Below are 25,769 nucleotides of genomic sequence, written 5' to 3'. Positions count from 1 at the left end.
GCGCCGTGGTGCCCGCACACGCCACCCAGAAAAACTTGGAGCAGGCACCCGACCCCCGCTGGGCGGCGATCGAGGCCGAGTCCGGCGGCCGGCTCGGCATCGCGGTGCTCGACACCGCCACCGGCCGCTTCGACGGCCACCGCCTCGGCGAGCGCTTCCCGATGTGCAGCACCTTCAAATGGCTGGCCGCGGCGCTGGCGCTGCAGCGCGTCGACGCCGGCATCGAGCGGCTGGACCGCCGCGTCGCGGTGCGCCGCGAGATGCTGGTCAGCCACTCGCCCGTCAGCGAAAAGCACGTCGGCGGCAACGGCATGAGCATCGCCGAGCTGTGCGAAGCGGCCGTGCTGGTCAGCGACAACGCCGCGGCCAACCTGCTGCTCGCGAGCTTCGGCGGGCCGGCCGCGATCACGCGCTACGCGCGCACGCTGGGCGACACGCAGACGCGGCTGGACCGCACCGAGCCGGCGCTGAACGAAGCCCGCCCCGGCGATCCGCGCGACACGACGACGCCGCGCTCGATGGCGATCGCGCTGCAAAGTGCCTTGCTCGGCAAGGCCCTCTCCGAGGCCTCGCGCGCGCGGCTGGTGGCGTGGATGGAGGCGGTGCGCACCGGCACCGATCGCCTGCGCGCCGGGCTCCCGCCCGACTGGCGCGCCGCCGACAAGACCGGCACCGGCGCGCGCGGCACCACCAACGACGTGGCGGTGGTGTGGCCGCCGAACCGCGCGCCGCTGGTCATCACCGCCTACCTGACGGACAGCCAGGCCGATGCGAAGCGCCTCAACGCCGCGCTGGCGGCCGTGGCGCGCGAGGCTGCGGCGCGAGTCGCCTAGGGGGCAGCGAGTGCAGGCAGGACGCGCCCCGAGGCGAGCATCGCGTCGATCGCCTGCACGCTCACCGGCTTGCTGTACAGGAAGCCCTGCGCGAAATCGCAGTGCTGCGTGGCGAGGAAGTCGCGCTGCGCCGCCGTCTCGATGCCTTCGGCGACGACGGTCAGCGACAGGCTGTGCGCCATCGAGATGATGGCCGACGCGATCGCCGCATCGTCGCTGCTGTCCGGCAGGTCCTTCACGAAGGCGCGGTCGATCTTCAGCTTGCCGATCGGCAGCCGCTTCAGGTACGCGAGCGACGACAGCCCGGTGCCGAAATCGTCGACCGCCACCTGGATGCCGAGCGCGCGCACGGCTTCGAGCTGCGCGACGTTGCTCGCGAGGTCCTCGACCATCGAATGCTCGGTGATCTCGATCTGCAGCGCGCGCGGGTCGGCGCCCGACGCGCGCAGCGCCGCATCGATCTGCGCCTGGATGCCGCGCCGGATCTGCAGCGCCGAGACGTTCACCGCCACGTGCAGCCGCTGCCCGCCGTCGTGCCAGCTGCGGATCTGCCGGCACGCGGCATGCAGCACCCACTGGCCGATGTCGACGATCAGCCCGCTGGCCTCGGCGATCGGGATGAACTCGRCCGGCGAMACCWGGCCGMGCSGCGGATGCTYCCAGCGCAGCAGCGCCTCCACGCCCACCAGCCGCTGCGTGGCGAGGTCGACGATCGGCTGGTACAGCAGCCGCAGCTGCTGGTGCGAGACGGCCTCGCGCAGGTCGGCTTCGAGCTGCACGCGCCGCGTCGTGTCGTTCAGCATGCGGGGCTGGAACAGCGCGAAGGTGTTCTTGCCCATGCGCTTGGCCTCGTACATCGCGGTGTCCGCGGCCAGCACCAGCGAGGCCGCATCGGGCGCATCGTTCGGGTACAGCGCGACACCGGCGCTGCCGCGCACCCGCAGCAGCTGCGCGCCCACCGTCAGCGGCTCGTCGAACGCACGCATCGCCGCGTTCGCGAGCGCCTGCAGCTGCACCGGGTCGACGACGCGCGGCGACAGGATCACGAACTCGTCGCCGCCGAAGCGGAACGCCACGTCGGTCGGCCGCATGAACTTGGTCAAGCGCCCGGCCAGCGCGCGCAGCAGCTCGTCGCCGACGCCGTGGCCGAGCGTGTCGTTGACGAGCTTGAAGTCGTCGAGGTCGAGCAGCAGCAGGCCGAAGCCCTCGCTGGTGCGGCCGACCGTCGCGATCAGCCGCTGGATCTGCTCGTTGGCGGCATGCCGGTTCGGCAGCCCGGTGACCGGGTCGTAGTGGGCGAGGTAGTCCAGGCGTTTCTCGGTGCCCTCGATCTGCCGGCGGATGCCGATCGCGAGCGCATACGCCAGCGCGAACGACACCAGGCTCACCACCAGCGTGATCGCGACGAAGGCGGCGACGCGCTCGTACAGCGGGCGCAGGCTCGCGCTCAGCAGCACGTGGCCGACCACGCGGTCGCCCTCGCGCACCGGCACGCGCACCTGCAGGCGGTTCTGCGCGAACCGGTGGCCTTCGCTCGCGAGCGAAGGCGGCAGCGGCGCGGGGTCGACGCGCTGCGTGCGCAGGCCGGGTGCGCCGTAGGCGGCGACCATGCGGTCCTGCAGGTCGTGCAGCGAGGCGCTTTCGATGGCCTCGGACGATTGCAGGCCGGAGAGCGTCTGCGCGGCGCCGCCGCTGTCGCCGAACAGCACCGCCGCCGAGCTGTTGTCGGCGACGATGTGCGCCTGCGCGGTCAGGTCGTCGGCCATCGCGCTGCGCAGCGAGAAGTACACGTAGGCGTCGAAGCTGAGCCCGGCCACCAGCAGCGCGGTGCTGACGCTGAGCGCCACCGCGCGCATCAGCCGGCGCCCGAGCTGCGGCCCCGGCTGCACGCGGAACGGATCGCGGCGGCGCTCGATGAGGCTCATCATTCGCCCGCCTGTCATTCGGTCACCCGCCGGGCGACGCGCAGCAGCTTCGAGCTGACCTGCAGGCGCGACTCGCGGACGGTCGCGAGGTCGATGTCGAACACGACACGGCTGCCGGAACGGTGCAGCGCCACCGCGGCACGCACCGATGGCGCGGCGTCGCCATCCGAGATCAGCAAGGTGCCGACCGGCGGACGCACCGGCGCGTTCGACGGGCTGTCCAGCAGCGCGGCATGGCAGGCCGACCAGCTGCCGGCGGACGAGAGCTCGCGCACGTCGAGGCGCCAGTGGCGCACGATGCGGCCCTCCAGCGCCTTCACCRYCGGCTGCAGCGGGCTCGCGCCGTCGATGCACAGCGCGAGCGCCGGCGCCTGGGGCGGCAGCACGTCGACCGGCCAGTCGACGAACAGCAGCAGGTTGAAGACCAGGGTCGCCTTCTGCTCGGCCTCGTCGCCCTGTGCCGTGGCCGGCATGCCGGCGCACCACAGCGCTGCGCCGGCGAGCGCGGCCAGCAGGCGGGGCGGCAACCGGAGGACCGGGAAGGGAAGGCGATTCACGGCGCGGGCAGAACGAAAAAGGCGCCGCCCGCGACATGCGGACGGCGCCTTTTCTTATCGGCCCGGCCCGGGCCTGCTTGAGCGCCGGCCGCGGGACACGCGTACCGGCACAAGCCTGCGGATGGGCCTGCGGGCTTACCAGCCCACCGTGACGATCATGCCGCGCGGCGTCGGGTGCTCCAGCAGCGTGCTCTTGCTGCGCACGTCGTCGTAGGCGAAGCCGTACGCCAGCCCGTCGATGCTGTGGTCATGCCAGAACTTCGCGTAGTAGTTGGCAGGGCCGGCCGGGTAGTACGCCGACGAATTGCTCCACTGCGACGGGTCGACGCTGATCAGCAGGTGGCGGTTGAACGCGGCGGCGATCTGCGCCTGCACCACCAGTTCCTGCGAATTGCCGCTCGCCAGGTTGCCGGACGCCTCGAGGATGCCCTGCGTCGTCGGCTTGCCGCGGATGTACAGGTTCTGCGGGCCGCCGTCCTTCGAGAACACGAAGTCGTTGCCGATCACGCGGCCGCGGAAGGTGCCGGCCTCGGCGCTGAACACCAGGTCGGTGCCGGCGTAGCGGCTCCACACCTGGTCGACGTAGGACGCGAAGTAGTTGCCCTGCGCGCGACCGGCGCCGAACACCGACTTGGCCGGCGCGATGATGCGGTAGGGCCGCTGCACCAGCGCGCGGAATTCGGCCTGCGGCAGCGCCTCGAAGTCGGCGAAGATCTGCGCCCGCGACGCGTTGTCGCCCAGCGTGCGGTCGTAGCCGTCCTTGCCGAGCAGGCGCGTCTTGATCGGGAAGCCGAACTGGTCCACGCGCGTCGTGTTGCCGTGGTAGCCGCTGTTGTCGACGGTGAACTCGATCCACTCGAAGTTCACGTCCTGGTTCGGGTCACCCGGGTTGCCGAGGTCGGGCCCGGCGAAGCCCAGGCGGCCGTCGCCGGCGACGTTGATCTTGATGAACATCGGCGAACCGAGGCTGATGAACATGCGGCCCGAATCGATCTTCGGGATCGAGACCCAGCCGGCGTCGCTCAGCTTGTTGAAGTAGTTCGCATAGTTCTGGCCGTTCTTCGCGACGCGGTTGGCGGCGTCGTTGTCGGCGACCGCGGCCGGGATCAGGCGGCCGCTCGCATCGACGTGCGACAGCACCTTGGTGTCCGGGTTGTAGCCGATGATCGACCAGTAGACCTGGTTGTCGGCGAACGCGCCGTTGGTGCCGTTCACCAGCTTGATCGTCATCACGCCGTTGCCCACCGGCAGGTCGACGCCGCCGTTGCCCTGGCGCACGCGGAACGACGACACGATGTCGTTGAAGTTCACGTTCACGAGGTTGGGCGTGTCGGCGCTCAGCGTGAGCTTGCGGCCGCCGTAGTTGATGTCGTCGAACAGGTCGACCTGGTAGCCGCTCCTGACCTTGACCGACGAGGCGCGGTCATTCCAGGTGCTGCCGATCCAGCTGCTGTCGGCATCGGCGCAGAACGAGGCGCCCTGGTAGTCGACATGCTCGTAGAAGCAGATCGCGCCGCTGGCCGCGGGCGGCGGCGTCGTCGTGCCGCCCCCCACCGTGGCGGTGAAGCGTGCCGAGTCATAGGCCGGCGCGCCGTTGTTGTAGGTGAAGAAATAGCCCAGCGTGTTGCCCGACGCGACGCCGGTCACGACCTGCTCGTAGCGCGCGGCCGCGCTGTTGTAGCCCATGCGCAGGTTCTGCTGCGCGCCGCCGTTGACCTGGTAGTGGACGTCGACCCAGGTGGTCGCGACGCTCGACTTGAACCAGATCGTCGCGGTGCTGCCCGAACTGGTCACGCCCTGCGTGAAGTCGGCCGCGCCGGCCGGTGCCGCGAAGCAGGCCAGCGCGGCGAACGCCGCCACCAGCCATCCCATGAATCCTCTTCTTGTGCCCGACATGCTCACTCCCTCGAAGGTGTCTTTCCACCGGCCGCGCCGGCAGTGCCCGGGCATTCTCGAAGCGGGCGGGCTGCGGCGGGGCGGCGCTTTGCAACAAGATGAGAAAGCGCTTTCATGAATGCCCGGGCGATGGGCATTCATTGCGTCGAACAATCGGTTGCAAGTGCGCGGTGGGGTCAGCGGTCGTCGGCGACCCGCGCGAGCGCGTCGTCGATCGCCTTGTTCAGCTTGTCGATCGCGATCGGCTTGGTCACGTAGCGGAAGAAGCCGGCCGCGAGGCCGCGCGCCACGTCGCCGGCCATCGCGTTGGCGGTCAGCGCGATCACCGGGATGTGGGCGGTGGCCGGGTCGGCCAGCAGCACGCCCAGCGCATCCTTGCCGTTCAGGCCCGGCAGGTTGATGTCCATCAGGATGATCTGCGGCCGGTGCGCGCGGGCCAGCTCGATGCCGAGCTGCGCATCCGGTGCCGACATCTGCCGGATGTCGCCGCGCAGCGCGACGATCTCGCTGACGAGCTGCAGGTTGGCCGGGTTGTCCTCCACGTACAGCAGCAGCGGCGTGTCGTCCTGGTCGTCGGGCGCGAGGCCGCTGCGCAGCTCGCCGTGGCCGGTGGACGGTGCGCTGGGCGGCATCTCGTGCGCCGCGCGCAGCTCGATCGCGAACACGCTGCCGATGCCGGCGGTGCTGCTCGCCTCGATGCGTCCGCCCATCAGCTCGACGAGCCGCTTCGTCACCACCAGGCCGATGCCGGTGCCCTCGACGTTGCCAGCTTCCTGGCCCAGGCGGTTGAAGGGCTGGAACAGCAGCGCGAGCTGCTCCGGCCGCAGGCCGCTGCCGGTGTCCTGCACCGAGATGCGCACCCGCTCGTCGGCCAGCGCCGTGCATTCCACGACCACCGTGCCGCGCTCGCGGTTGTACTTGACGGCGTTCGACAGCAGGTTGAGCAGCACCTGCTTGAGCCGCGTGCGGTCGGCGATCACGCTCAGGCCGCTGTCGTCGGGGAAGAACAGCCGGATGCCGCGCTGGTCGGCCGCCGGGCTGATCATGGTCTCGCATTCGCGCAGCATGTCGGCCAGGCCCACCGGCTCCAGCGACAGCATCAGGTTGGCCGATTCGATGCGCGCCAGGTCGAGGATCTCGTTGATCAGGTTCAGCAGGTGCCGCCCGGCCTTCAGGATCTGCTGCGTGAACTCGACGCGCTTGGTGTCGGGCAGCGCATGGGCGTTGGATTCCAGCAGCTGGCCGAAGCCCAGGATCGCGTTGAGCGGCGTGCGCAACTCGTGGCTCATGCTGGAGAGGAACTCCGACTTCGCGCGGTTGGCCTTCTCCGCCGCCTCGGTTGCGAGCGCCAGCTCGCGGTTCGACGCCTCGAGCTGTGCGGTGCGTTCGCCGACCCGGCTCTCCAGCTGCTCGTTGAAGCGCATCACCTCCTGCTGCGCCTGGCGCCGGTCGGCGATCTCCTGCTCGATCTTCAGCAGCGCCTGCTGGTTGTCGAGCGCATGCCGCTCCACCTCGGCCATCATGCGGTTGAACGAATCGACCAGCACGCCGACCTCGTCGTCGCTGATGCGTTCGGCACGCCGCGAGTAGTCGCGCTGGTCGACCACCTCGCGCGCCACCTGGCCGATGGCGAGGATCGGGCGCGTGACGATGGACTGCAGCCAGCGCGAGATCAGCCAGGCCAGCAGCATGGCCAGCACCGCCACGGCGGCGGCGATGCCGGCGTAATCGCGGAAGCGGTCGTACAGCTCGTAGTCGGCACGCAGGTAGACGGTGCCCAGGAACTCGCCGCCGCTGACGACGCGGCGGAAGATGACCAGGTCGCGCCCGTCGACGCGCTCCACGTCGGCTTCGGGATGCGGCGGAAAGCGCGACTGCTGCGGCGTCGCCGCATACGACGCGAACAGCTTGCCGCGCGCGTTGTACAGAGCCGCCGCATGCACCTGCGGCCGGAAGCGCAGCAGCCCGAGGTTCTCGCCCGCCGCCTTGGCATCGTCGAAGGCGAGTGCCGGCGCGGTGGTGCGGCCCATCAGCTCGGCCTGCGTGCCGATGTCGCTGATCCAGGCCTGGTGGTAGGCCCGCAGGTCGTAGGCGACCAGCGCGGCGAGTGCGACCGCGACCGCCGGCAGCGTCGTCAGCAGCACGATGCCGATCAGCTTGGCGCGCAGCGAGCGGGTGCCGCGCATCGTCATGGCGTGTTCACCTTGCGGGCCACCGCCAGCAGGCGCGAGCTGACCTTCAGGCCGGCCTGCTCGACAGGGCGCAGCGCCACGTCGAAGCGCACCTTGTCGTCGACGACCAGGAAGTTGATCGCGCTGCCGAGCGCGAAGGCGTCGTCGGACTCGCTGACGATCAGCAGCGGCTGGCCCTTGACGGCCGCGGTGATCTGCGCGACCCGCGCGCTGTCGCTGCGGCCGATGAACAGCACGTGCAGGCCGCTCGCCGTGTCGCCGGCGCGCAGCCGGCGCACCACGATGTCGTGGCCGTTGACCTCGCGCCCGGAGACGGCCTGCGCGAGCTCGCCGGCCAGCAGCTCCGAGCCGAGCACGCCGATCGTGATCGGCGCGTGCTCGCGCTCGAAGGCCTGCGGCGGCCACTCGATGTACGCGAGGAACTTGTAGAGGTAGGCGGCCTTGATCTGGTACTCGGCGGCACTGCCCGGCGACTGGGCGGCGCAGGGCACGGCCAACCACGGGGCAAACAGCAACGGGAGGCCGAGCACGCGCCGGCGCCCGAGGCGGCGCGGCGGGTCGGCTGCCACCACCGCGCCCACGTCAATACGTCCAGGTCACCTGCAGCAGCGCGCTGCGCGCGATCTCGCTGCGGGGACCCGGGTCGCCGAACTCCGCATGCGAGGGCTGGAACAGGTTGCGGCCGACCAGCGCCAGCAGCAGGTCGGCGCGCGGCCGCCAGCCGTAGCGCACATCCCAGGCGGTGTAGGCCGGCACCTGCGGGGCGGGCAGCGCGGCGACGCGGCGCACGTCGATGTCGAGTTCCTGCGTCGGCGTCAGGTCGATGCTGTTGCGCAGCGACCACTGGTGGTGCGGATCGTTGCCGAGCACACGCGGGCCGACCGGGTCGGTGCTGCCCGGCATCACCTGCAGGTCCTCGAGCAGCAGCGTGAAACCGGCGCTCAGCCGCCAGCGCGGCACCGGTCGCCAGTCGGCCCAGGCTTCGATGCCCCGGGTGCTGCCGTCGATCATGTTCTGCACCTGCGCGTTCGGCGGCGGCTGGCCGCTGCGCAGGCGGCTCCAGCGGGTGTGGAAGGCGGCGACCGACCAGCTGAGCTGCGCGCCCAGCTGCTCGCGCCAGCCGAGTTCGAAGACGGTGGCCACCTCGGAGATGAAGCTCGAGCCGTCGCCGATGATGTAGACCGGCCGCGGCGGCGGTGGCACCCGGAGGTCGTGATCGAGGCGGGCCGGTGCACGCACCGCACGCGAGACGGCGCCCCACAGCAGCTGTTGCGGCGCCGGCTTCCAGGCCAGGCGTGCGCTGGGCAGCTTTTCGGTGCCGGTGTAGTCGTTGTGCTCCAGCTTGGCGCCGAGCGTCAGGTCGACGGTGTCGCCCATGCGGATGCCGTCCTGCAGGAACAGGTTGGTCCAGTGGAGCGTGCGGCTCGCCGGCACGAAGCCGAAGACGACGCCGGGCTGCACGTCGTCGCTGGCGCGCCGGTAGCCGCCGCCCCACACGAGCTGGTGCGCGCCCAGGCGCAGCGCATGCTGGGCCTCGATGTCGGCAATGCGCTCCTGCGGCCGGTACGACACCGGGTCGTCGCGTTTGCTGCGGTCGTAGTAGGCCTGCAGCCGCAGGCTCGAGTCGCCGTCGAAGCGGTGCGTCCAGCGGCCCAGCAGGTTGGCGCCGGCGGCTTCGAGCCGGCCCGCGTTGATCAGCCCGACGAAGAACTGCGCATCGGAGATGCCGCGGTAGATGTCGCCCTGCAGCGTCCAGTCGTCGCTGCCGGCCGACCCGTCGGCGCGGAACCCGGCCTGCTGCATGTCCCAGCGGTCGGTCGCTTCGGTGCCGGCCGCGGTCCGGGTGGGGCTCAGGTGCGAGCGCTTGCCATACAGGCGGAAGTGCCCGAGCTCGCCCAGCGTGCCGCCGTAGCGGGCGGCCAGCCGGCCCTCGTCGGTGCCGGCGTCGGCCACGGCCAGCACGCCCTGTGTCCCGGAGGCGGCGCGCGTGATGACGTTGATCACGCCGTTCACCGCGTTCGAGCCCCACAGCGTCGCGCCCGGGCCGCTGATCACCTCGATGCGCTCCACGTCTTCCAGCAGCAGGTCCTGCTGGTCCCAGAACACGCCGGAGAAGAAGGGCGTGTAGACGGTGCGCCCGTCGATCAGCACCAGCAGCTTGTTGCCGATGGCGTTGTTGAAGCCGCGCGCGCTGATCGCGTACTGGTTGGCGTTGACCTGCGCCACCTGCAGGTTGGGCGCCAGCCGCAGCGCCTGCGGCAGCGAGGTGGCCCCGGAGCGCCGGATCGCCTCGGGGGTGATGACGTAGACCGCGGCGGCGGCATCGCTCAGCCGCTCGGCACGGCGCGACACCGAGGTGATCTGCAGGTTGGCGAGCTCTTCGATCGAGAGATCGGTCAAGCCCGGATCCGCCGCCTGGACCGCCGACGCCGCAAAGCACAGGGCCGCGCTGGCGGCGGCGATCTTGACTCCCATCGCTGCAGCCTAAGACTTCCGGGCACGGCTGTCGAGCCGCAACTGCCCTGGGTTGCGGCGAGAATCMGCTCTCTTTTCAAGGAGCCCACGATGAACCGTCCCGCGATCGTCCTCGTAGCCGGTGGCACCGGCGCGCTCGGCAGCGCCGTCACGCAAGCCTTCGTCGATGCGGGCGCGGGCGTGATCGTCAGCTACCGCCAGCGCCGCTCGTTCGACGAGCTGCTGAAGCAATTGCGGCCCGGCGCGGTGGCGGTGCAGGGGATCGAGCTGGATGCCGGCGACGAGGCCGCGGTGCGGCAGGCGGTCGACGCGTGCCTGCAACGCCACGGGCGCATCGATGCGCTGGTCAACGCGATCGGCGGCTATGCCGGCGGTGCGCCGCTGTGGGAGCAGGACGGCGCGGTCCTCGAGCAGATGATCGGCATGAACCTGCGGGCCATGCATGCGCTGCTGCGCGCCGTGGTGCCGGCGATGCGCACGCAAGGCGCCGGGGCCATCGTCAACGTGGCCGCGATGTCGGGGCTGGGCCCGGCAGCGGGCTCGGGGCTCTATGCGGCGTCGAAGGCCGCGGTGCTCTCGCTGATGGCCACGCTGGCCGACGAGCTGCGCGGCAGCGGCGTACGCGCCAACTCGGTGCTGCCCGGCACCATCGACACGCCGGCCAACCGCAGCGCGATGCCGCAGGCCGACTTCAGCACCTGGACCGCGCCGCAGGACATTGCGCGCGTCATCGCATTTCTGTGCAGCGACGAGGCGCGCGCCATCCACGGCGCCGCCCTCCCGGTGCGCGGCGGGCACTGAGGCCCGCCGGGCCGGTCAGCGCCGCTGGCGCTGGATCCAGGCCTCGAACTTCTGCAGCAGCTGGGTGCAGAACTCGCGTGATTTCTCGTCGCTGATCTCGCCGTTCGGCCCGAGCAGCTTCGCGACGTTGCCGATGTAGGCCTCGGGCTGCTGCAGCACCGGCATGTCGAGGAACACCAGGCACTGCCGCAGGTGGTGGTTGCTGCCGAAGCCGCCGATCGCGCCGGGCGAGCAGCTCACCACGGCAGCAGGCTTGCCCGACCAGACGCTCTTGCCATAGGGGCGCGAGCCGACGTCGATCGCGTTCTTCAGCCCACCGGGCATCGAGCGGTTGTACTCGGGTGTCGCGAACAGCACCGCGTCGGCGCGCGAGACGCGCTCGCGAAAGGCCTTCCAGGCGGCGGGCGGATCGGCCTCGGCATCCTCGTTGTAGAGCGGCAGCTCGCCGATGCCGACGATCTCGATCTTCAGCGCGGGCGGCGCGATCGGCGTGAATGCGTTCACCAGCGCGCGCGTGAATGACGCGCGCCGCAGGCTGCCGACGATCGCGACGACGTCGAGCGGGGAGGTGCTGGCCATGCGGTGTTCTCCTTGAAGTGAGCGGGATGCGAGCCCGCAGGCTACTCCGCGCCGTGCGGCGCGGCACCTCCCCTTGGAGGCACTTCCGGATTTCAAGTCTGTGGATCGCGCTCATTGTTGCGATCGAGGCAATGATCAATTCACCAAACGCCCGTCGATGAATTCAGGGTTAACCACTAGAGTTCATCCCATCGATGCTTTGTCTCCTACCAGACGACCCGTCGAGTTCGAACGAGCCGGACACGCGATGAAGGCGTGGCGACCCGCAAGAAACAAGCTCCATCCAACCTTTCATTGCCACCTTCAAGCTCAAGGAACTCATCATGAACAGCAAGCTTCTCATCGCCGCCTCCCTCGCCCTTGCCGCCGCCCACGGCGCAGCGCTGGCCGAGACCTCGTCGTATGCCGAAAGAATGCGCCTGATCGGCCGCACGCCGCAGGCCGGCGAACAAGCCCCGGCGCAATTCGTCGACAGCAACACCGGCAAGCTGCAGACCGCTGCCGAACAGCGCGCTGCCCACGCCGCCCGCATGAGCCTGATCGGCCGCACGCCGGCCTTCGGCGAAACCTCGGCGCCGGCCGTCGCCGGCGACACCTTCGCCGGCAGCGCGCAGCAGCAGTTCGAACAGCGCATGAAGCTGATCGGCCGCTCGGTGAGCCAGGGCGAACTGGCTGGCTACAACGTCGAGGCGACCAACCACCTGAGCGCCCAGCGCGCCGCCTCGCGTTCGGCCCAGTGAGCGCGGCGGCCTGGAGGCCGCTGCCGGAAGGGAAACGCCCTACGCCCCGTGTCGGTGAATGCCGCGCGGGGCGTTTCGCATGGGCGGACCGGGTGTGCAAGCCTGCGCAATACGGGACGTTTGTCTGCTTCAAGCCGGTCTATCCGTCGTCGATATCGCCTTCAGTACGCTGGTAGTGGCCTCCCGCCGCAGCGTCCTCAGGATGACCACGATGAACTTCCTCGGCAACTTCACGATCGGCAAACGGCTCGGCGCCGGCTTCCTGATCACGATCATGGTGGCGGTCGCGATGGCGCTGGCGGCCCGGCAGCAGATGGCGACGATCAGCCAGCAGGTCGGCGACCTGACACGCGACGAGATGGACAAGGTCGTCCAGCTGTCGCACATGAAGGACAACCAGAACGTGATCGCGCGCGGCGTGCGCAACATCGTGCTGTTGTCGGACAAGGCGGTCATGCAGGCCGAGCGGAAGCGCATCGAGGAGATGCGCGCGAAGAATGCCGAGATCGTCGCCGGGCTCGAAGCCACGGTGCACAGCGCCTCGACGCGCGAGCTGCTGAAGACGGTGTCGCAGACCCTGCCGCCGTACGAGCAGGCGGTCGACAAGGCGATCGCGCTCGGCTTCGCCGACGACGATGCCGCGGCGACCAAATTCCTGCTGGCCGACGTGCGGCCGATGCAGAACGCCTACTTCAAGGCCGTGGATGCGCTGGTCGAGGCGCAGCAGCAGGAGATGCGCCAGGTGGCGAGCGACATCCAGGCGGCGGCCCGCGCCGACAGCCTGCTGATGCTCGGGCTGGCCGGCCTGGCCGCGGCGTTCGGTGCGCTGATCGCCTGGGCCGTCACGCGTTCGATCGTGCGCCCGCTGAAGCAGGCCGCGGTGCTCGCCGACCAGGTCAGCGAGGGCGACCTCAGCACGACGCTGAAGATCGACTCCCACGATGAAACCGGCCACCTGCTGCGGGCGCTGCAGCGCATGCGCGACAGCCTGGTGCAGATCGTCGGCAGCGTGCGCGGCAATGCCGAGAGCGTCGCCACCGCCAGCTCGCAGATCGCGCAGGGCAACCTCGACCTGAGCCAGCGCACCGAGGAGCAGGCGAGTGCGCTGCAGCAGACCGCCGCGACGATGGAAGAGCTGAACGCGACAGTGCGCAGCAATGCCGACAACGCGCGCCAAGCCAACCAGCTGGCGCTGGTTGCGTCCGGCGCGGCAACCGACGGCGGCACGGCCGTGGGCCGGGTGGTCGACACGATGCGCGGCATCCAGGCGTCGTCGAAGAAGATCGTCGACATCATCGGCGTGATCGACGGCATCGCATTCCAGACCAACATCCTGGCGCTGAATGCCGCGGTGGAAGCAGCTCGGGCCGGCGAACAGGGCCGCGGCTTCGCGGTGGTGGCCGCCGAGGTGCGCACGCTGGCGCAGCGCAGTGCAGCGGCGGCCAAGGAGATCAAGGCGCTGATCGGCCACAGCGTCGCGCAGGTCGAGCAGGGCACGACGCTGGTCGATCACGCCGGGCAGTCGATGCAGCAGATCGTCACCGCGATCCAGCGCGTCAGCGACATCGTGGCCGAGATCAGCGAGGCGGCGGTCGAGCAGAGCTCGGGCGTGTCGCAGGTCGGTGAGGCGGTCTCGCAGATGGACCAGGCGACGCAGCAGAACGCGGCGCTGGTCGAAGAGGGCGCGGCGGCGGCCGAGAGCCTGAAGCAGCAGGCGCGGATGCTGGTGGACGCGGTCGCGGTGTTCAAGCTGAGCGGCGGGCCAGCGGCGATGCCGGCCTGAACCGGAATCAAACGGGCACAAAAAAAGCCGCTGTGAAGCGGCTTTTCTTGATCCGGCCCCCGGAGGGACCAGCGATGTTGGTGCCGGTGAGAAGAGTCGAACTCCCGACCTTCGCATTACGAATGCGCTGCTCTACCAACTGAGCTACACCGGCGTGAAGCCAGCGAGTATAGCTCGGGTTTCAGCCGTTTTCGCGGTCAGGTTCGCAATGATAGGCCGTGACGCGCTCAACTTCGTTCTTCGAACCCAGGATCACGCTGACGCGTTCGTGCAACGCGGTCGGCTGCAGGTCGAGGATGCGCTGGCCCGCGTTGGTCGCCGCGCCGCCGGCCTGCTCGACGATGAAGGCCATCGGGTTGGCCTCGTACATCAGCCGCAGCTTGCCGGCCTTCTTCGGCTCGCGGCGGTCCCACGGGTACATGAACACGCCGCCGCGCGTCAGGATGCGGTGCACGTCGGCCACCATGCTGGCGATCCAGCGCATGTTGAAGTCCTTGCCGCGCGGGCCGGTGCTGCCGGCCAGGCATTCCTCCACATAGCGCTGCATCGGCGGCGCCCAGTGCCGCAGGTTGCTCATGTTGATCGCGAATTCCTTCGTGTCTTCCGGGATCTTCGCGCCGTCCTGCGTCAGCAGCCAGGCGCCTTCCTCGCGGTCGAGCGTGAAGATCGCGACGCCGTCGCCCACCGTCAGCACCAGCATCGTCTGCGGGCCGTACACGCAGTAGCCGGCGGCCGCCTGCTGCGAGCCGGGCTGCAGGAAGTCGGCTTCGCTGACGCCTACGCCGGTGCCCACGCTGCTCTCCGGCTTCTTCAGCACCGAGAAGATCGTGCCGATGCTGACGTTCACGTCGATGTTGCTCGAGCCGTCGAGCGGGTCGAACAGCAGCAGGTACTCGCCCTGCGGGAAGCGGTTGGGCACCACGTAGATGCCCTCCATCTCCTCGCTGGCCATCGCCGCGAGGTGGCCGCCCCATTCGTTGGCCTCGATCAGCACCTCGTTGGCGATGATGTCGAGCTTCTTCTGCATCTCGCCCTGCACGTTCTCGGTCTCGGCGCTGCCGAGCACGCCGCCGAGCGCGCCCTTGTTGACGCTGATGCTGATGCGCTTGCAGGCGCGCGCCACCACCTCGATCAGCAGGCGCAGCTGGGCCGGGATGTTGCCGTGGCTGCGCTGCTGCTCGATCAGGTACTGCGTCAGGCTGATGCGCTTCGGGGTCAGGCGCTGCGTCATGCTGCGCCCTCGCCGGATTGCAGCGCCCGGCCGACGATCTCGCGCACGTCGTTCGACAGGTCGGCCTTCGCCGCGACGCGCTTCAGCGCCTCGCCTGCCGCGGTGCGGTATGGCTCGGCCAGGTTGCTCCAGCGGTCCATCACGCGGGCGACGCGCGCGGCGAGCTGCGGGTTCAGGCTGTCGAGCTCGATCATCCGGTCGGCCCAGAACACGTAGCCGGCCGCATCGCTGCGGTGGAAGGCGGCCGGGTTCAGCATGCACAGCGCCGAGATCAGGCTGCGCGCGCGGTTCGGGTTCTTCAGCGAGAAGTCCGGGTGCTGCAGCAGCTGCTTCGCGCGGGTGAACACGCGGCCGTCCTTCTCGGGGGCACCGGCCTGCAGCGCGAACCACTTGTCGATGACCAGCGGCTCGCCCTTGAAGATCTCGTGGAAGCGCTGCAGCGCCGGCTCGGCCAGCTCGGCATGCGCATGCACCAGCGCCGCCAGCGCGCCCAGCCGGTCGGTCATGTTGCCGGCGTCCTTGAAGCGCTGGTAGGCGCGGCCCGGCCACACGGCGTCGCCGTGGCGGGTCGCGTCCAGGCACAGCATGGCCAGCGCCAGGTTGGCCAGCGCGCGCTTGCCGGCCGACACCGGGTCGGGCGAGTAGCCGCCGCGCACCTGGTGGGCCTCGAACGCCCACTGCCAGTCGTCGCGCAAGGCCTGCGCGAGCTGCAGTTTCATCGATTCGCGCGCCGCATGGATGCGTTGCGGATCGACCACGTTCAGCTGCTCGGCGACGTAGGTCTCGCTCGGCAGCGTCAGCGCGAGTTCCTTGAAGGCGGCATCGAGCGCCGGGTGGCGCAGCACCGCGCGCATCGCCTCGATGAAGGCGGCGTCCAGCGGCTGCTGCGGCTGCTCGCTCGCCACCGCCGCCAGCAGGCGGTTCAGCGCCAGGCGCTGGCCGGCTTCCCAGCGGTTGAACGGGTCGCTGTCGTGCTTCAGCAGCACCAGCAGGTCTTCGTCGGACAGGTGGTCGATCAGCACCACCGGCGCCGAGAAGCCGCGCAGCAACGACGGCACCGGCTCGACGTCGACGTTGACGAAGGTGAAGAAGCTGCGCGATTCATGCAGCACCAGCACGCGCTCGGTGCCGCCGGCGGCCGGCTCGTCCTCGAGCTGCAGCGCGAGCGGCTGGCCGTCGCGGCCGAGCAGCCCCATCGCGACCGGGATCACGTACGACTCCTTCACCGCCTGCCCTGGCGACGCCGGGCAGCTCTGCTCGATGCCCAGCGTGTAGGTGCGGCTCGGCGCGTCGTAGCGGCCGCGTGCGTTGACGCGCGGCGTGCCGGCCTGGCTGTACCAGCGCTTGAACTGCGGCAGGTGCTTCGCGAGTTCGCTGTCGGGGTTGGCGTCGGCGATGGCCTGCGCGAAGTCGTCGCAGGTCACGGCCTGGCCGTCGTGGCGCGCGAAGTACAGCGTGATGCCGCGCGCGAAGCCTTCGCGGCCGACCAGCGTCTGCATCATCCGCACCACTTCCGAACCCTTCTCGTAGATGGTGGCGGTGTAGAAGTTGTTGATCTCGACGTAGCTGTCCGGGCGCACCGGGTGGGCCATCGAGCCGGCGTCCTCGGGGAACTGCATCTGGCGCAGCTGGCGCACGTCCTCGATGCGCTTGACGGCGCGGGCCGTCGGGCTGCCGGCCATGTCCATGCTGAATTCCTGGTCGCGGAAGACCGTCAGGCCTTCCTTCAGGCTCAGCTGGAACCAGTCGCGGCAGGTGATGCGGTTGCCGGTCCAGTTGTGGAAGTACTCGTGGCCGACCACGCTCTCGATGCCGGCGTAGTCGACATCGGTGGCGGTCGCCGGGTTGGCGAGAACGAACTTCGTGTTGAAGATGTTCAGGCCCTTGTTCTCCATCGCGCCCATGTTGAAGTCGCCGACCGCGACGATCATGAAGCGCTCGAGGTCGAGCGGCAGCTTGAAGCGGGCCTCGTCCCACACCACGCTCGCGATCAGCGAGTTCATCGCGTGCTCGGTCTTCTCGAGGTCGCCGCGGCGCACGTACACCTGCAGCAGGTGGTCCTTGCCCGAGCGGGTGCGCACGTGCTGCTCGCGCGCCACCAGGTCGGCCGCGACCAGCGCGAACAGGTAGCTCGGCTTCGGGAACGGGTCGTGCCATTTCGCGAAGTGGCGGCCGTTGTCGAGCTCGCCCTGCTGCACCAGGTTGCCGTTCGACAGCAGCACCGGGTAGGCCTTCTTGCTGGCCTTCAGCGTCACGGTGTAGACCGCCATCACGTCCGGGCGGTCGAGGAAATAGGCGATGCGGCGGAAGCCCTCGGCCTCGCACTGCGTGAAGAAGCCGCCGCCCGAGGTGTACAGCCCCGACAGCTGCGTGTTCTTCTCGGGCGCGCAGGTGTTGCGGATCTCGAGCGTGAACTCGCCGGCCGGCACGTCCGACAGGCTGTCGATCACGAGCATGCCGTCTTCATGGCGGAACGACACCGATTCGCCGTTGACCAGCACGCGCGTCAGCGTCAGGTCTTCGCCGTGCAGGCGCAGCGGCTGCGGCGGCAGCGCGGTGTTGCGCTCCATCGTCATGCGGTTGATGACCAGCGTCTTCGCCGGGTCGAGGTCGAACGTCAGGTCGACGGTGCGGATCCAGAACGCCGGGGCGGTGTAGTCCTCGCGGCGGATCAGCGGGGCAGTGCCTTCACGCATGGTGTTCTTCTTTCGTCAGGGCTGATGGATCGGAAGGGTGAGCCGGATGTCGAGCAGGTCGGGCACGACGGCGACGACGTTGTCGAACCCGGCGAAGGCGGCGGCGGCCATCGTCGTGGTCAGCGCGACGGCCTTCATGCCGGCGCGGCGCGCGGCCTCGACGCCGAGCGGCGCATCCTCGAAGACCAGGCACTCGGCCGGGTCCACGCCGAGGCGCTTCGCGGCCTCGAGGAAGATGTCCGGGTGCGGCTTGCCGCGCAGGCCGTCGGCCGGGCTGACGGTGGTCTGCACCTTGTCGCCGATGCCGAAGCGTTCGTAGGCGAGCGCGATGTTCTGCGGCGTCGACGCAGTGCACACCGCGAGCTTCAAGCCGAGGCCGGCGGCGCGGTCGAGCAGCTCGTGCGTGCCGGCGATCAACCCGAGCCGCGTGGCGGCGATGTCGCGGTAGATCGCCTCCTTCTCGGCGGCGAGTGCGGCGTAGTCATCGGTGCTGCGGCCGGGCAGCATGTCGGTGAAGATCTCGACGTTGCTGCGCCCGGCCGTCTCCAGGAAGAAGCGCTCGGCGTCGATGGTCAGCTCGCGCCGGCGGTGCCACTCGACCCAGGCGTCGTGGTGGTGCGGCATGCTGTCGATCAGCGTGCCGTCCAGGTCGAAGAGCAGGGCCTTCAGCTGCGTCATCAGATGCCCTGCTTCAGGCTGGCGGTGATGAACTGGTCGAGGTCGCCGTCCAGCACCTTCTGGGTGTTGGAGATCTCCACGTTGGTGCGCAGGTCCTTGATGCGGCTCTGGTCGAGCACGTAGCTGCGGATCTGGTGGCCCCAGCCGACGTCGGTCTTGGTGTCTTCCAGCTTCTGCTGCTCTTCCATGCGCTTGCGCATCTCATGGTCGTACAGGCGCGAGCGCAGCCGCTTCCAGGCCACGTCGCGGTTGCTGTGCTGGCTGCGGCCGTCCTGGCACTGCACGACGATGCCGGTCGGGATGTGCGTGAGGCGCACCGCCGAGTCGGTCTTGTTGATGTGCTGGCCGCCGGCRCCGCTGGCGCGGAAGGTGTCGGTGCGCACGTCCGACGGGTTGATSTCGATCTCGATCGTGTCGTCGACCTCGGGGTAGACGAACACGCTGGCGAAGCTGGTGTGGCGGCCCCCGGCGGAATCGAACGGGCTCTTGCGCACCAGGCGGTGCACGCCGGTCTCGGTGCGCAGCAGGCCGAACGCGTACTCGCCCTCGACCTTGATGGTGGCGCTCTTGATGCCGGCGATTTCACCGTCGGACTGGTCCTCGACCGTCGCCTTGAAGTCCTTGCGCTCGGCGTACTTCAGGTACTGGCGCAGCAGCATGCCGGCCCAGTCGCAGGCCTCGGTGCCGCCGGCGCCGGCCTGGATGTCGAGGAAGCAGTTGAGCGGGTCGGCCGGGTTGTTGAACATGCGGCGGAACTCGAGCCCGTCGACGATCTCCGCCAGCTTGGCGGTCTCGGCCTCGATGGCCTGCAGGCCGTCGGTGTCGCCCTCGGCCTTCGACATCTCGTACAGCTCGGAGTTGTCGGCCAGGTTGCCGGTCAGGTGGTCGATGGTCTCGACGACCTGCTCGAGCGTGCGCTTCTCGCGCCCCAGCTCCTGCGCGCGCTTCGGTTCGTCCCAGACCTTGGGATTCTCGAGCGCGGCGTTGACCTCGTTCAGTCGCAGTGCTTTGCGATCGTAGTCAAAGATACCCCCGGAGGCCGACCGTGCGCTCGGTCAGGTCGGCCAGGGTGTTGCCGATGGCATTGATGTGTTCGACGTCCATGGTGCAGTTCCCGTGTGTGTTTTGTGAATCGCGGGATTTTCGCACGCACGGCATGCCCGCACGGGCAGGGCGGCCGGTCAGGCGCCGAGGAAGCGTGCCAGATGGGCGGCGAGCGCTTCGGGCTGGTCATGGTGCAGCATGTGCCCGGCCGGCGACAGCACCTGGCGCTCGGCCTGCGGCACCAGCGCCAGGCGGGCGTCGAAGTCGCTGCGCGGGTAGCGGTCGCCCCACCACTTCGAGACGTCGGTGCGGTCGCCCTCGACCCACAGCAGCGGCGCGGCGATGCGCTGCCAGCAGGCCAGCACCTCGTCCTTCTGGTACAGCACCGGGTTGGCGCGCTTGTGGGCCGGGTCGCCGAGGATGTGCCAGCGTCCGTCCTCGGCCTGGCGCGACCAGTGGCCGGCCAGCCAGGCCGCGCGGTCCTCGCGCAGCAGCGGGTTGGTCTTGCGCAGCCGCTCGGCGACCGCGGCCAGGCTGTCGTACGGGCGCAGTTCCACCGGCTGCTTCAGCTCGTCCAGCCACTGCAGGTAGCGCTTGGGCGCCTGGGCCGGTCGCGTGGCCGGCAGGCCGAAGCCTTCCAGGTTGACGAGCCGGCGGATGCGCTCGGGCCGCACGCCGGCATACACCATCGCGACGTTGCCGCCCATGCTGTGGCCGAGCAGGTCGACCGGCTCGCCGGGGCCGGCCAGCCCGTCGAGCAGCGCATCGAGGTCGCCCAGGTAGTCGGGGAACCAGTAGCAGTCGGTGCCGCCCGGGTCGCTCAGGCCGAAGCCGCGCCAGTCCGGTGCCACCACGTGGCGCCCGTCGCCCTCGATCGCCGCCAGCGCATCGACGGCGAACTGGAACGACGCACCGACGTCCATCCAGCCGTGCAGCATCACGAGCGTCGGCCGCTCGGCGGTGGCCTGGGCCGCATCGCCCCATTCGTGCAGGTGGCAGCGCAGGCCGCGCAGGTCGACGAAACGGCTGCGGCCGGGGCGCTGCGGGAGGTAGGGTGCGGACGACATGGCGTCCGATGTTAGGAGTTCGCGGGCGCGCCGGCTGTCCGGCCAGGGACAGCACCTTCAGGAKAATTCAGCCGCGCTTCAGGACGGCGAGCCACTGCGCCGCCGACCATGCGGACCATGAAAACGACGCGCCCGACCTCCTTCCTGCACACGCCCCAGCTGCGCTTCGCTGCAGCCGTTCTCGGGGTTGCGGCGCTGTTCGCGGGCTTTCATGCACTCGCCACGCCGGCGCCACTCGTGATTTCCTGCGCACTTCCGACCGCTGCCGGCATGGCGCGCACCGTGCAGTCATCCGGCACGGGGTCATCGCGCCCTATGCTCGGGGGCGAGGCCATGTCCGCCGTGAAGGAAAAACTGGACTGACCTGTGCTGTTCTGCAGTAGCGACGTGAGGGAGCCCGAGGGAGTCGTGATGCCGGCGCCGTGCCACCCGCGGCTGCCGGCGAGGGGCCTGCACGTCGGTGTCACGGGGCATCGATTGAATCGCATTTCACAACATCAGCTGGACCTGATCACGCCGCAGATCGAGCCGCTGCTTGCCCACCTGGCGAGCGCGTCGCGCTGCATCGAGCCGGTGCTGCTGTCCAACCTGGCCGAGGGCAGCGACCGCCACCTCGCACGGCTCGGCCTGCGGGTGGGCTACACGCTGCATGCGGTGCTGCCGCGCCCGCGCGACGAGTACGCGCGCGGCTTCCGCAACAGCGCATCGCGCCGCGAGTACCGTGCGCTGCTGGGCGATGCGGCGCGCATCACCGAGCTGCGCGGGCCGCTGGGTGTCGCCGGGCGCAGCTACCTGCGCGCCGGCCATGCGCTGCTGGACCAGGCCGACCTGCTGCTCGCGCTGTGGGACGGCGCGCCGTCGCGCGGCACCGGCGGCACGGCCGACGTGGTCGACGAAGCCTTCCGCCGCCGCATCCCGGTGCTGCACCTGTCGACCCGGCCGCGCCAGCGCCCGCGGCTGCTGTGGTCGCGCGCCGGTGGCCCGGTGGAGCAGCGCTGCGACCGGCGCGGGCTCGATGCGATGCTGGCGCACCTGAGGGATACGCGGCGATGAGCGCCGTGGACACGCCGGCCCTCTCGACGACCGATCCTTCGCCCCGCTACGGGGCGTTCATCAGCTACAGCCACCACGACAAGGCCGTGGCGCGCCGGCTGCAGCGGCAGCTGGAGACCTACCGCGTACCGCGCCGGCTGGTCGGGCGCGCGACGCCGCACGGGCCGGTGCCGGCGCGCCTGTTGCCGCTGTTCCGCGACCGCGACGAGCTGAACGCCGGTGCCGACCTGAAGGCGAGCGTGCAGGAGGCGCTCGCGGCCAGCCGCTGGCTGATCGTCGTCTGCTCTCCGGACGCGGCGCGTTCGCCGTGGGTCAACCGCGAGATCATCGAATTCAAGCGGCTGCACGGCGAGGGCCGCGTGCTGGCGCTGATCGCATCGGGCGAACCGTTCGCGAGCAACACGCCGGGCCGCGAGGCGAGCGAGTGTTTCCCGCCCGCGCTGCGTTTTGCGCTGACCGCCGACGGGCAGGCCGCGGGCGAACCGCTGGAGCCGATCGCCGCCGACCAGCGCGCCGAGGGCGACGGCCCGCGCCGCGCCGCGCTGAAGCTGCTGGCCGGCATGGTCGGCGTCGGCTTCGACGACCTGGTGCAGCGCGACACGCAGCGCCGGCTGCGCTGGCTGGCGGGGATCGCTTCGGCCTCGGCGGTCGGCGTCGTCGTGTTCGCGCTGCTGGCCGTGCTGGCGGTGCGCGCGCGCAACGAGGCGCAGCACCAGCGGGCGCAGGCCGAGGGCTTGATCGAGTTCATGCTCGGTGACCTGCGCAAGAAGCTCGAGCCGGTGGGCCGGCTGGAGGTGCTGGATTCGGTGGGCGAGAAGGCCCTCGCGTACTACGGCTCGCAGGAAGCCGACCGGCTGGACGCGACGGCGCTCGGCCACCGCTCGCGCGCGATGCACCTGATCGGCGAGATCCGCGACCTGCGCGGCAACCCGGCCGAGGCGCAGGCCGCGTTCGAGCAGGCGGCCGCGACGACGCAGCGCCTCGCCGCGCAGTTCCCGAACGACGGGCAGCGCATCTTCGACCATGCGCAGAGCATGTTCTGGGTCGGCTATGCGGCGTGGAAGCGGGCTGACGGCAGGACGGCCGAGGCGAACTTCCGCAGCTACCTCGAACTGAGCGAGCGCCTGACGAAGCTGGACCCGTCGAACATCGACTGGCAGGCCGAAGAGGCCTTCGCGTACGTCAACCTCGGCGCGGTGCAGCTGGGCACCGAGCGGCCGGCCGAGGCCATCGTGTCGCTGGAGGCCGCGGGCACGGTGCTGAAGCGGCTGTTGCCGCAGCGCGCCGAGCTGGGCTTCGAGCTGGCGCAGAACCATGGCTTCCTGTCGAGCGCGCACGAGCAACTCGGCCAGTACGAGGCGGCGCTGAAGGACACGCAGCAGCAGCTCGCGCTGTTCCGCGCGATGCCGGGCGGGGGCAAGAACAAGACGGCGCAGCGCGGCATCGTCAGCGCGCTGAACACGATCAGCCGCCACCAGCTCGACATGGGCCATCTCGCCGACGCGCAGGCGAGCGGACGCGAGAGCCTCGCGATCGCCGAGCGGCTGGCCGAGGAAGACCCGGCCAACCTGTTCTGGCGCGGCGACGCCTGCTTCGCGCGGCTGCGCATGGTGGAGGTCGACCTGGCGATGGCGCGCGCCGCCGAAGCCGCGGCCGGCCTCGCGGCCACGGTCGATTGCGCCAAGGGGCTGGACGGCGTCAGCCCCGCCTCGCCACGCTACTCGGTCGACCTGAAGGGGCGTGCGCTCGCGTACTCGGCGCTGCTGGCGCCGGCGGACCGTGCGGCGCTGGTGTCGCAGCTCGCTGCCTACCTGTCCATGTCGTCGTCGGTGGTGGCGAAGGGCACGCTGGGCCGCGTGAACCTCACCGTGGTGATGGCGACCGCCGCCGAGACACTGGGCAACCTGCAGGCCGACGGCGACCCTGCCGCGGCCCGGGCGGCCTGGGCCCGCGCGGCCGAGTTGCTGCAACCCTTCGCCGCACTGGACGACGGCTCGGTGCTGACCACGCTGGCGCGCGTGCGCCTTCGCCTCGGCGATCGCGAGGCGGCCCGGCAGGTGGTCGACCGCATCCAGCACACCTCGTACCGACACCCCGCTTATCTCGATCTCGTCAACCAGCTGGACGCCGCGCGGGGCGGCAATAGCGCCAAAGGAAAGAAAACATCATGAGCATTCCCATCACAGTCAGCATCGTCGCCTACGTGGGCCCGTCGACCAAAAACGGTGAGCTGGATGCGCACGTAACGCCCGAAGTCCTGAACCTGCCGGCGCTCCCTTTCGATGGGGCTACCACCATCACCTTCAGGATCGAATCGGTGGATGTCATCTTCGATGACAACGGCATTGTGTTCACCGGCGACACCGACAACCAGTTCGGGCAACCGTGGTACAGCTCAGACCGCAGGCAGGCCATGGTCGAGAACCAGAACTACAGCGGCAGGGCGTACCCCTATACGGTCAACGTGAAGTCGAGCAAAGAGGAGCGGAGAGGCTCGGTCGATCCGGTGGTGCAGAACGACACCCGCTGATCGGGCGCTGCCGCGAGCCCGCACACCTCGACCTCGTCAACCAGCTGGACGCCGCGCACGGCGGCGACGGCGCCAAAGGAGCTATGCATCATGGGCCTTCCCATCACAGTTCACGTCTTCGCCTATGTGGTCAAGGACGAAAACAATCAGGACGTGCTGAAGACCACCGTCAGCCCGGAGGTCTTGAACCTCCCGCAGACCGTCGCCAACGGAATCGTGACGATCAATTTCCAGATTGAGTCGTCAGGCTACAAGTTCCAGTCCCCGACCGGCATCGAGTGGCAGTCGCCAGACCTCGATCATCAGTTCGGTGCGGTGCAATACTCGGTGCCCGACCGCAGGTCTGCGACCGTGGAAAACAGGAACTCCGATGGGCGAGCCTTTGCGTATCGGGTCTACGTGACCGACGACGCCGGCCAGCTCATGGCGTCGGTCGACCCGGTCGTGCAGAACGACACCCGCTGACCCGTCGCCGGTGCCGCCCGCCGGGCTGGCGTGCCGAAGAGGATCTCGATGTGTCGCAAATGAATTACATTGGCGGCCATGAAGTCCTCCACCATTCCTGCCGTCCGTGTCGAACCCGAGTTGCGTGAGCAACTGGAGCGCGTGCTGCAGAGCGGAGAAAGCCTGTCCCAGTTCGTCGAGGCTTCCGTGCGTGAAGGCGTCAACCGCCGCCTCGCGCAAGCGGAGTTCATCGCACGCGGGCTGGCCTCCCTCGAGTCCGCGAAGCGCGACGGCCGGTTCGTGAGTGCGGACGAGGTCATCGGCGGGCTCGAGAAGAAGCTCGCCGGTGCGCAGGCCCGCCGGACGGCCCTGGGTCGTTCGAAGCGATGAGCTTTCGCGTTCTGCTGACGCGCGAGGCGCAGCAGGACCTCGACCGGCTCTGCGATTTCCTCATCGAACGCGAGTTCGCGCGCGAGGATGGCGACCTGGCCCTGGCAGAAGAAGCCCTCGGTGCGATCGCCGGGGGATTGCGGACACTGGAGAAGTTTCCGTTCACCTGCCGAAAGGCGGCCTCCAGCCCGTTCCTGCGCGAACTCGTGATCGCGTGCGGCCGCACCGGCTGCGTCGCGTTGTTCGAGATCATCGATGAAGAAACCGTTGTGGTCGCGGCCGTCCGCCACCAGCGAGAGGACGACTTTCACTGAGGCTGCGCGGCCTCAGCCGCTCCTTGCCGCGTCCCACAACGCCACGATGTCGGCCTCGCCGAGCCGGGCGCCCGCGCTCATCGCGCGCTCGAGCGCGGCGGCGGGCAGCGCGCCGATCAGCCGCTGCGCCTTCTCGCGCCGCAGCGCATGCAATGCCGCACGCGGCTCATCGCGGCGCCGGCAGGCCGCGTCCGACCATCCCGCGAGTTCGGCGGCCGTGTCCAGGTCGCCCCGGCAGGCGGCGAGCCAGGCCAGCGTGTCGGCCGCCTGCCACAGCAGGCCGCAATCGGCGGCCAGCCGCAGCGCGTCGTGCGACAGCGCGAACGCCTCGTCCACCGACCCGTGCTCCAGCAGCGCATGCATCAGGTTCAGCAGCGCGGTGCACAGCGTGGCCGGGGCGCGCTTGCTGCGCAGCGAATCGACCAGCTGGTGGCCGAGATACACCGCCTCGTCGACCTCGCCCATCGCCAGCGCCAGGTCGGCCAGGTGCGCGCGAGCGCGCCACGCGCCGCGCTCGTCGCCGGCCGCGAGCCGCAGGCCC

Annotated in this window: 24 protein-coding genes and 1 tRNA gene; 11 read left to right on the top strand and 14 right to left on the bottom strand. The window is 69.9% G+C overall.

The genetic code is table 11. The annotated features are described in order from the left end of the window. On the top strand, positions 1-833 hold an 833-nt coding region (gene bla, locus AC1D12_RS02710; RefSeq protein ID WP_477838734.1), incomplete at its 5' end, for a class A beta-lactamase. On the opposite strand, the gene AC1D12_RS02705 is transcribed toward bla, so the two are convergent. From AC1D12_RS02705 to AC1D12_RS02680, 6 genes are all read right to left on the bottom strand, one after another. After that, positions 830-2,758, bottom strand: a complete 1,929-nt coding sequence (locus AC1D12_RS02705) for a putative bifunctional diguanylate cyclase/phosphodiesterase (protein ID WP_477838732.1) — start codon at positions 2,756-2,758, stop codon at positions 830-832. The two genes, bla and AC1D12_RS02705, sit on opposite strands and share 4 nt — an antisense overlap. Positions 2,759-2,772: 14 nt before the next feature. Beyond that, positions 2,773-3,315 (bottom strand): YfiR family protein, encoded by a 543-nt coding sequence (locus AC1D12_RS02700; RefSeq protein ID WP_477838730.1) that lies wholly within the window; start codon positions 3,313-3,315, stop codon positions 2,773-2,775. Positions 3,316-3,450: 135 nt separating this feature from the next. After that, positions 3,451-5,187 carry a beta-1,3-glucanase family protein gene (locus AC1D12_RS02695; RefSeq protein ID WP_477838728.1) on the bottom strand — a complete coding sequence of 579 codons (1,737 nt, stop codon included), beginning with the start codon at positions 5,185-5,187 and terminating at the stop codon, positions 3,451-3,453. Positions 5,188-5,387: 200 nt separating this feature from the next. Beyond that, on the bottom strand, positions 5,388-7,403 hold the full coding sequence (locus tag AC1D12_RS02690) for a sensor histidine kinase, YfiR-like protein-associated (protein WP_465113949.1): 2,016 nt from the start codon (positions 7,401-7,403) through the stop codon (positions 5,388-5,390). After that, complete coding sequence (locus AC1D12_RS02685; protein ID WP_465113948.1) at positions 7,400-7,984, bottom strand: TOL_0243 family YfiR-like periplasmic protein; 585 nt, start codon at positions 7,982-7,984, stop codon at positions 7,400-7,402. The genes AC1D12_RS02690 and AC1D12_RS02685 overlap by 4 nt, the downstream gene beginning before the upstream one ends. A 1-nt stretch (position 7,985) precedes the next feature. Continuing rightward, on the bottom strand, positions 7,986-9,878 hold the full coding sequence (locus AC1D12_RS02680) for a TOL_0244 family TonB-dependent receptor (protein WP_477838726.1): 1,893 nt from the start codon (positions 9,876-9,878) through the stop codon (positions 7,986-7,988). 90 nt (positions 9,879-9,968) lie between these two features. Between AC1D12_RS02680 and AC1D12_RS02675 the strand changes: the two genes are divergently transcribed. Then, positions 9,969-10,679 (top strand): SDR family NAD(P)-dependent oxidoreductase, encoded by a 711-nt coding sequence (locus tag AC1D12_RS02675; RefSeq protein ID WP_465113946.1) that lies wholly within the window; start codon positions 9,969-9,971, stop codon positions 10,677-10,679. 15 nt (positions 10,680-10,694) lie between these two features. On the opposite strand, the gene AC1D12_RS02670 is transcribed toward AC1D12_RS02675, so the two are convergent. Continuing rightward, the gene (locus AC1D12_RS02670) at positions 10,695-11,258 is read right to left on the bottom strand and encodes an NADPH-dependent FMN reductase (RefSeq protein WP_047505934.1); all 564 of its coding nucleotides are present in this window, start codon (positions 11,256-11,258) and stop codon (positions 10,695-10,697) included. A gap of 323 nt (positions 11,259-11,581) precedes the next feature. Between AC1D12_RS02670 and AC1D12_RS02665 the strand changes: the two genes are divergently transcribed. Next, positions 11,582-11,998 (top strand): hypothetical protein, encoded by a 417-nt coding sequence (locus AC1D12_RS02665; RefSeq protein ID WP_477825202.1) that lies wholly within the window; start codon positions 11,582-11,584, stop codon positions 11,996-11,998. Positions 11,999-12,209: 211 nt separating this feature from the next. After that, the gene (locus tag AC1D12_RS02660; protein WP_477825201.1) at positions 12,210-13,781 is read left to right on the top strand and encodes a methyl-accepting chemotaxis protein; all 1,572 of its coding nucleotides are present in this window, start codon (positions 12,210-12,212) and stop codon (positions 13,779-13,781) included. Between the two features lie 78 nt (positions 13,782-13,859). Here AC1D12_RS02660 and AC1D12_RS02655 read toward each other — a convergent pair. The 6 genes from AC1D12_RS02655 to AC1D12_RS02630 all read right to left on the bottom strand — a co-directional run bounded on the left by AC1D12_RS02655 (position 13,860) and on the right by AC1D12_RS02630 (position 20,497). Beyond that, positions 13,860-13,935, bottom strand: a tRNA-Thr gene (locus AC1D12_RS02655). 27 nt (positions 13,936-13,962) lie between these two features. Continuing rightward, positions 13,963-15,012 (bottom strand): class 1 fructose-bisphosphatase, encoded by a 1,050-nt coding sequence (locus tag AC1D12_RS02650; RefSeq protein WP_465113943.1) that lies wholly within the window; start codon positions 15,010-15,012, stop codon positions 13,963-13,965. Then, positions 15,009-17,708 carry an aminopeptidase N gene (gene pepN, locus AC1D12_RS02645; protein ID WP_477825200.1) on the bottom strand — a complete coding sequence of 900 codons (2,700 nt, stop codon included), beginning with the start codon at positions 17,706-17,708 and terminating at the stop codon, positions 15,009-15,011. Before pepN ends, AC1D12_RS02650 begins: the two co-directional genes overlap by 4 nt. A 15-nt stretch (positions 17,709-17,723) precedes the next feature. Then, positions 17,724-18,386 (bottom strand): HAD family hydrolase, encoded by a 663-nt coding sequence (locus tag AC1D12_RS02640; protein WP_477838723.1) that lies wholly within the window; start codon positions 18,384-18,386, stop codon positions 17,724-17,726. Further along, positions 18,386-19,490 (bottom strand): peptide chain release factor 2 gene (gene prfB, locus AC1D12_RS02635; RefSeq protein ID WP_477838720.1). Its coding sequence is split into 2 segments (ribosomal slippage): positions 18,386-19,408 and positions 19,410-19,490, totalling 1,104 coding nucleotides; the frame shifts between segments, so codons are not numbered across the junction. The genes AC1D12_RS02640 and prfB overlap by 1 nt, the downstream gene beginning before the upstream one ends. Positions 19,491-19,567: 77 nt before the next feature. Continuing rightward, the gene (locus tag AC1D12_RS02630; protein WP_477827674.1) at positions 19,568-20,497 is read right to left on the bottom strand and encodes an alpha/beta fold hydrolase; all 930 of its coding nucleotides are present in this window, start codon (positions 20,495-20,497) and stop codon (positions 19,568-19,570) included. 117 nt (positions 20,498-20,614) lie between these two features. Between AC1D12_RS02630 and AC1D12_RS02625 the strand changes: the two genes are divergently transcribed. The 7 genes from AC1D12_RS02625 to AC1D12_RS02595 all read left to right on the top strand — a co-directional run bounded on the left by AC1D12_RS02625 (position 20,615) and on the right by AC1D12_RS02595 (position 25,228). After that, positions 20,615-20,860 (top strand): hypothetical protein, encoded by a 246-nt coding sequence (locus AC1D12_RS02625; RefSeq protein ID WP_156154858.1) that lies wholly within the window; start codon positions 20,615-20,617, stop codon positions 20,858-20,860. Positions 20,861-20,974: 114 nt separating this feature from the next. Then, the gene (locus AC1D12_RS02620; RefSeq protein WP_052211820.1) at positions 20,975-21,550 is read left to right on the top strand and encodes a hypothetical protein; all 576 of its coding nucleotides are present in this window, start codon (positions 20,975-20,977) and stop codon (positions 21,548-21,550) included. Beyond that, positions 21,547-23,721 (top strand): toll/interleukin-1 receptor domain-containing protein, encoded by a 2,175-nt coding sequence (locus AC1D12_RS02615; RefSeq protein ID WP_477838718.1) that lies wholly within the window; start codon positions 21,547-21,549, stop codon positions 23,719-23,721. Before AC1D12_RS02620 ends, AC1D12_RS02615 begins: the two co-directional genes overlap by 4 nt. Beyond that, a complete protein-coding gene (locus tag AC1D12_RS02610) occupies positions 23,718-24,080 on the top strand; it encodes a hypothetical protein (protein WP_477829389.1) in 363 nt (120 codons plus the stop codon). The genes AC1D12_RS02615 and AC1D12_RS02610 overlap by 4 nt, the downstream gene beginning before the upstream one ends. A 90-nt stretch (positions 24,081-24,170) precedes the next feature. Then, positions 24,171-24,545, top strand: coding sequence for a hypothetical protein (locus AC1D12_RS02605; RefSeq protein WP_477838716.1), 375 nt, complete (start codon positions 24,171-24,173; stop codon positions 24,543-24,545). Positions 24,546-24,623: 78 nt separating this feature from the next. Then, entirely contained in the window at positions 24,624-24,914 is a 291-nt protein-coding gene (locus AC1D12_RS02600; protein WP_477829256.1) for a YlcI/YnfO family protein, read from the top strand. Next, the gene (locus tag AC1D12_RS02595) at positions 24,911-25,228 is read left to right on the top strand and encodes a type II toxin-antitoxin system RelE/ParE family toxin (protein ID WP_477829255.1); all 318 of its coding nucleotides are present in this window, start codon (positions 24,911-24,913) and stop codon (positions 25,226-25,228) included. Before AC1D12_RS02600 ends, AC1D12_RS02595 begins: the two co-directional genes overlap by 4 nt. Before the next feature lie 12 nt (positions 25,229-25,240). Here AC1D12_RS02595 and AC1D12_RS02590 read toward each other — a convergent pair. Continuing rightward, the coding region (locus AC1D12_RS02590) for a hypothetical protein (RefSeq protein WP_477838714.1) at positions 25,241-25,769 on the bottom strand (529 nt) is incomplete at its 5' end.

This window comes from Rhizobacter sp. P1_G5, assembly GCF_056405435.1.
This window is presented reverse-complemented; position numbering and strand designations above follow the sequence as displayed.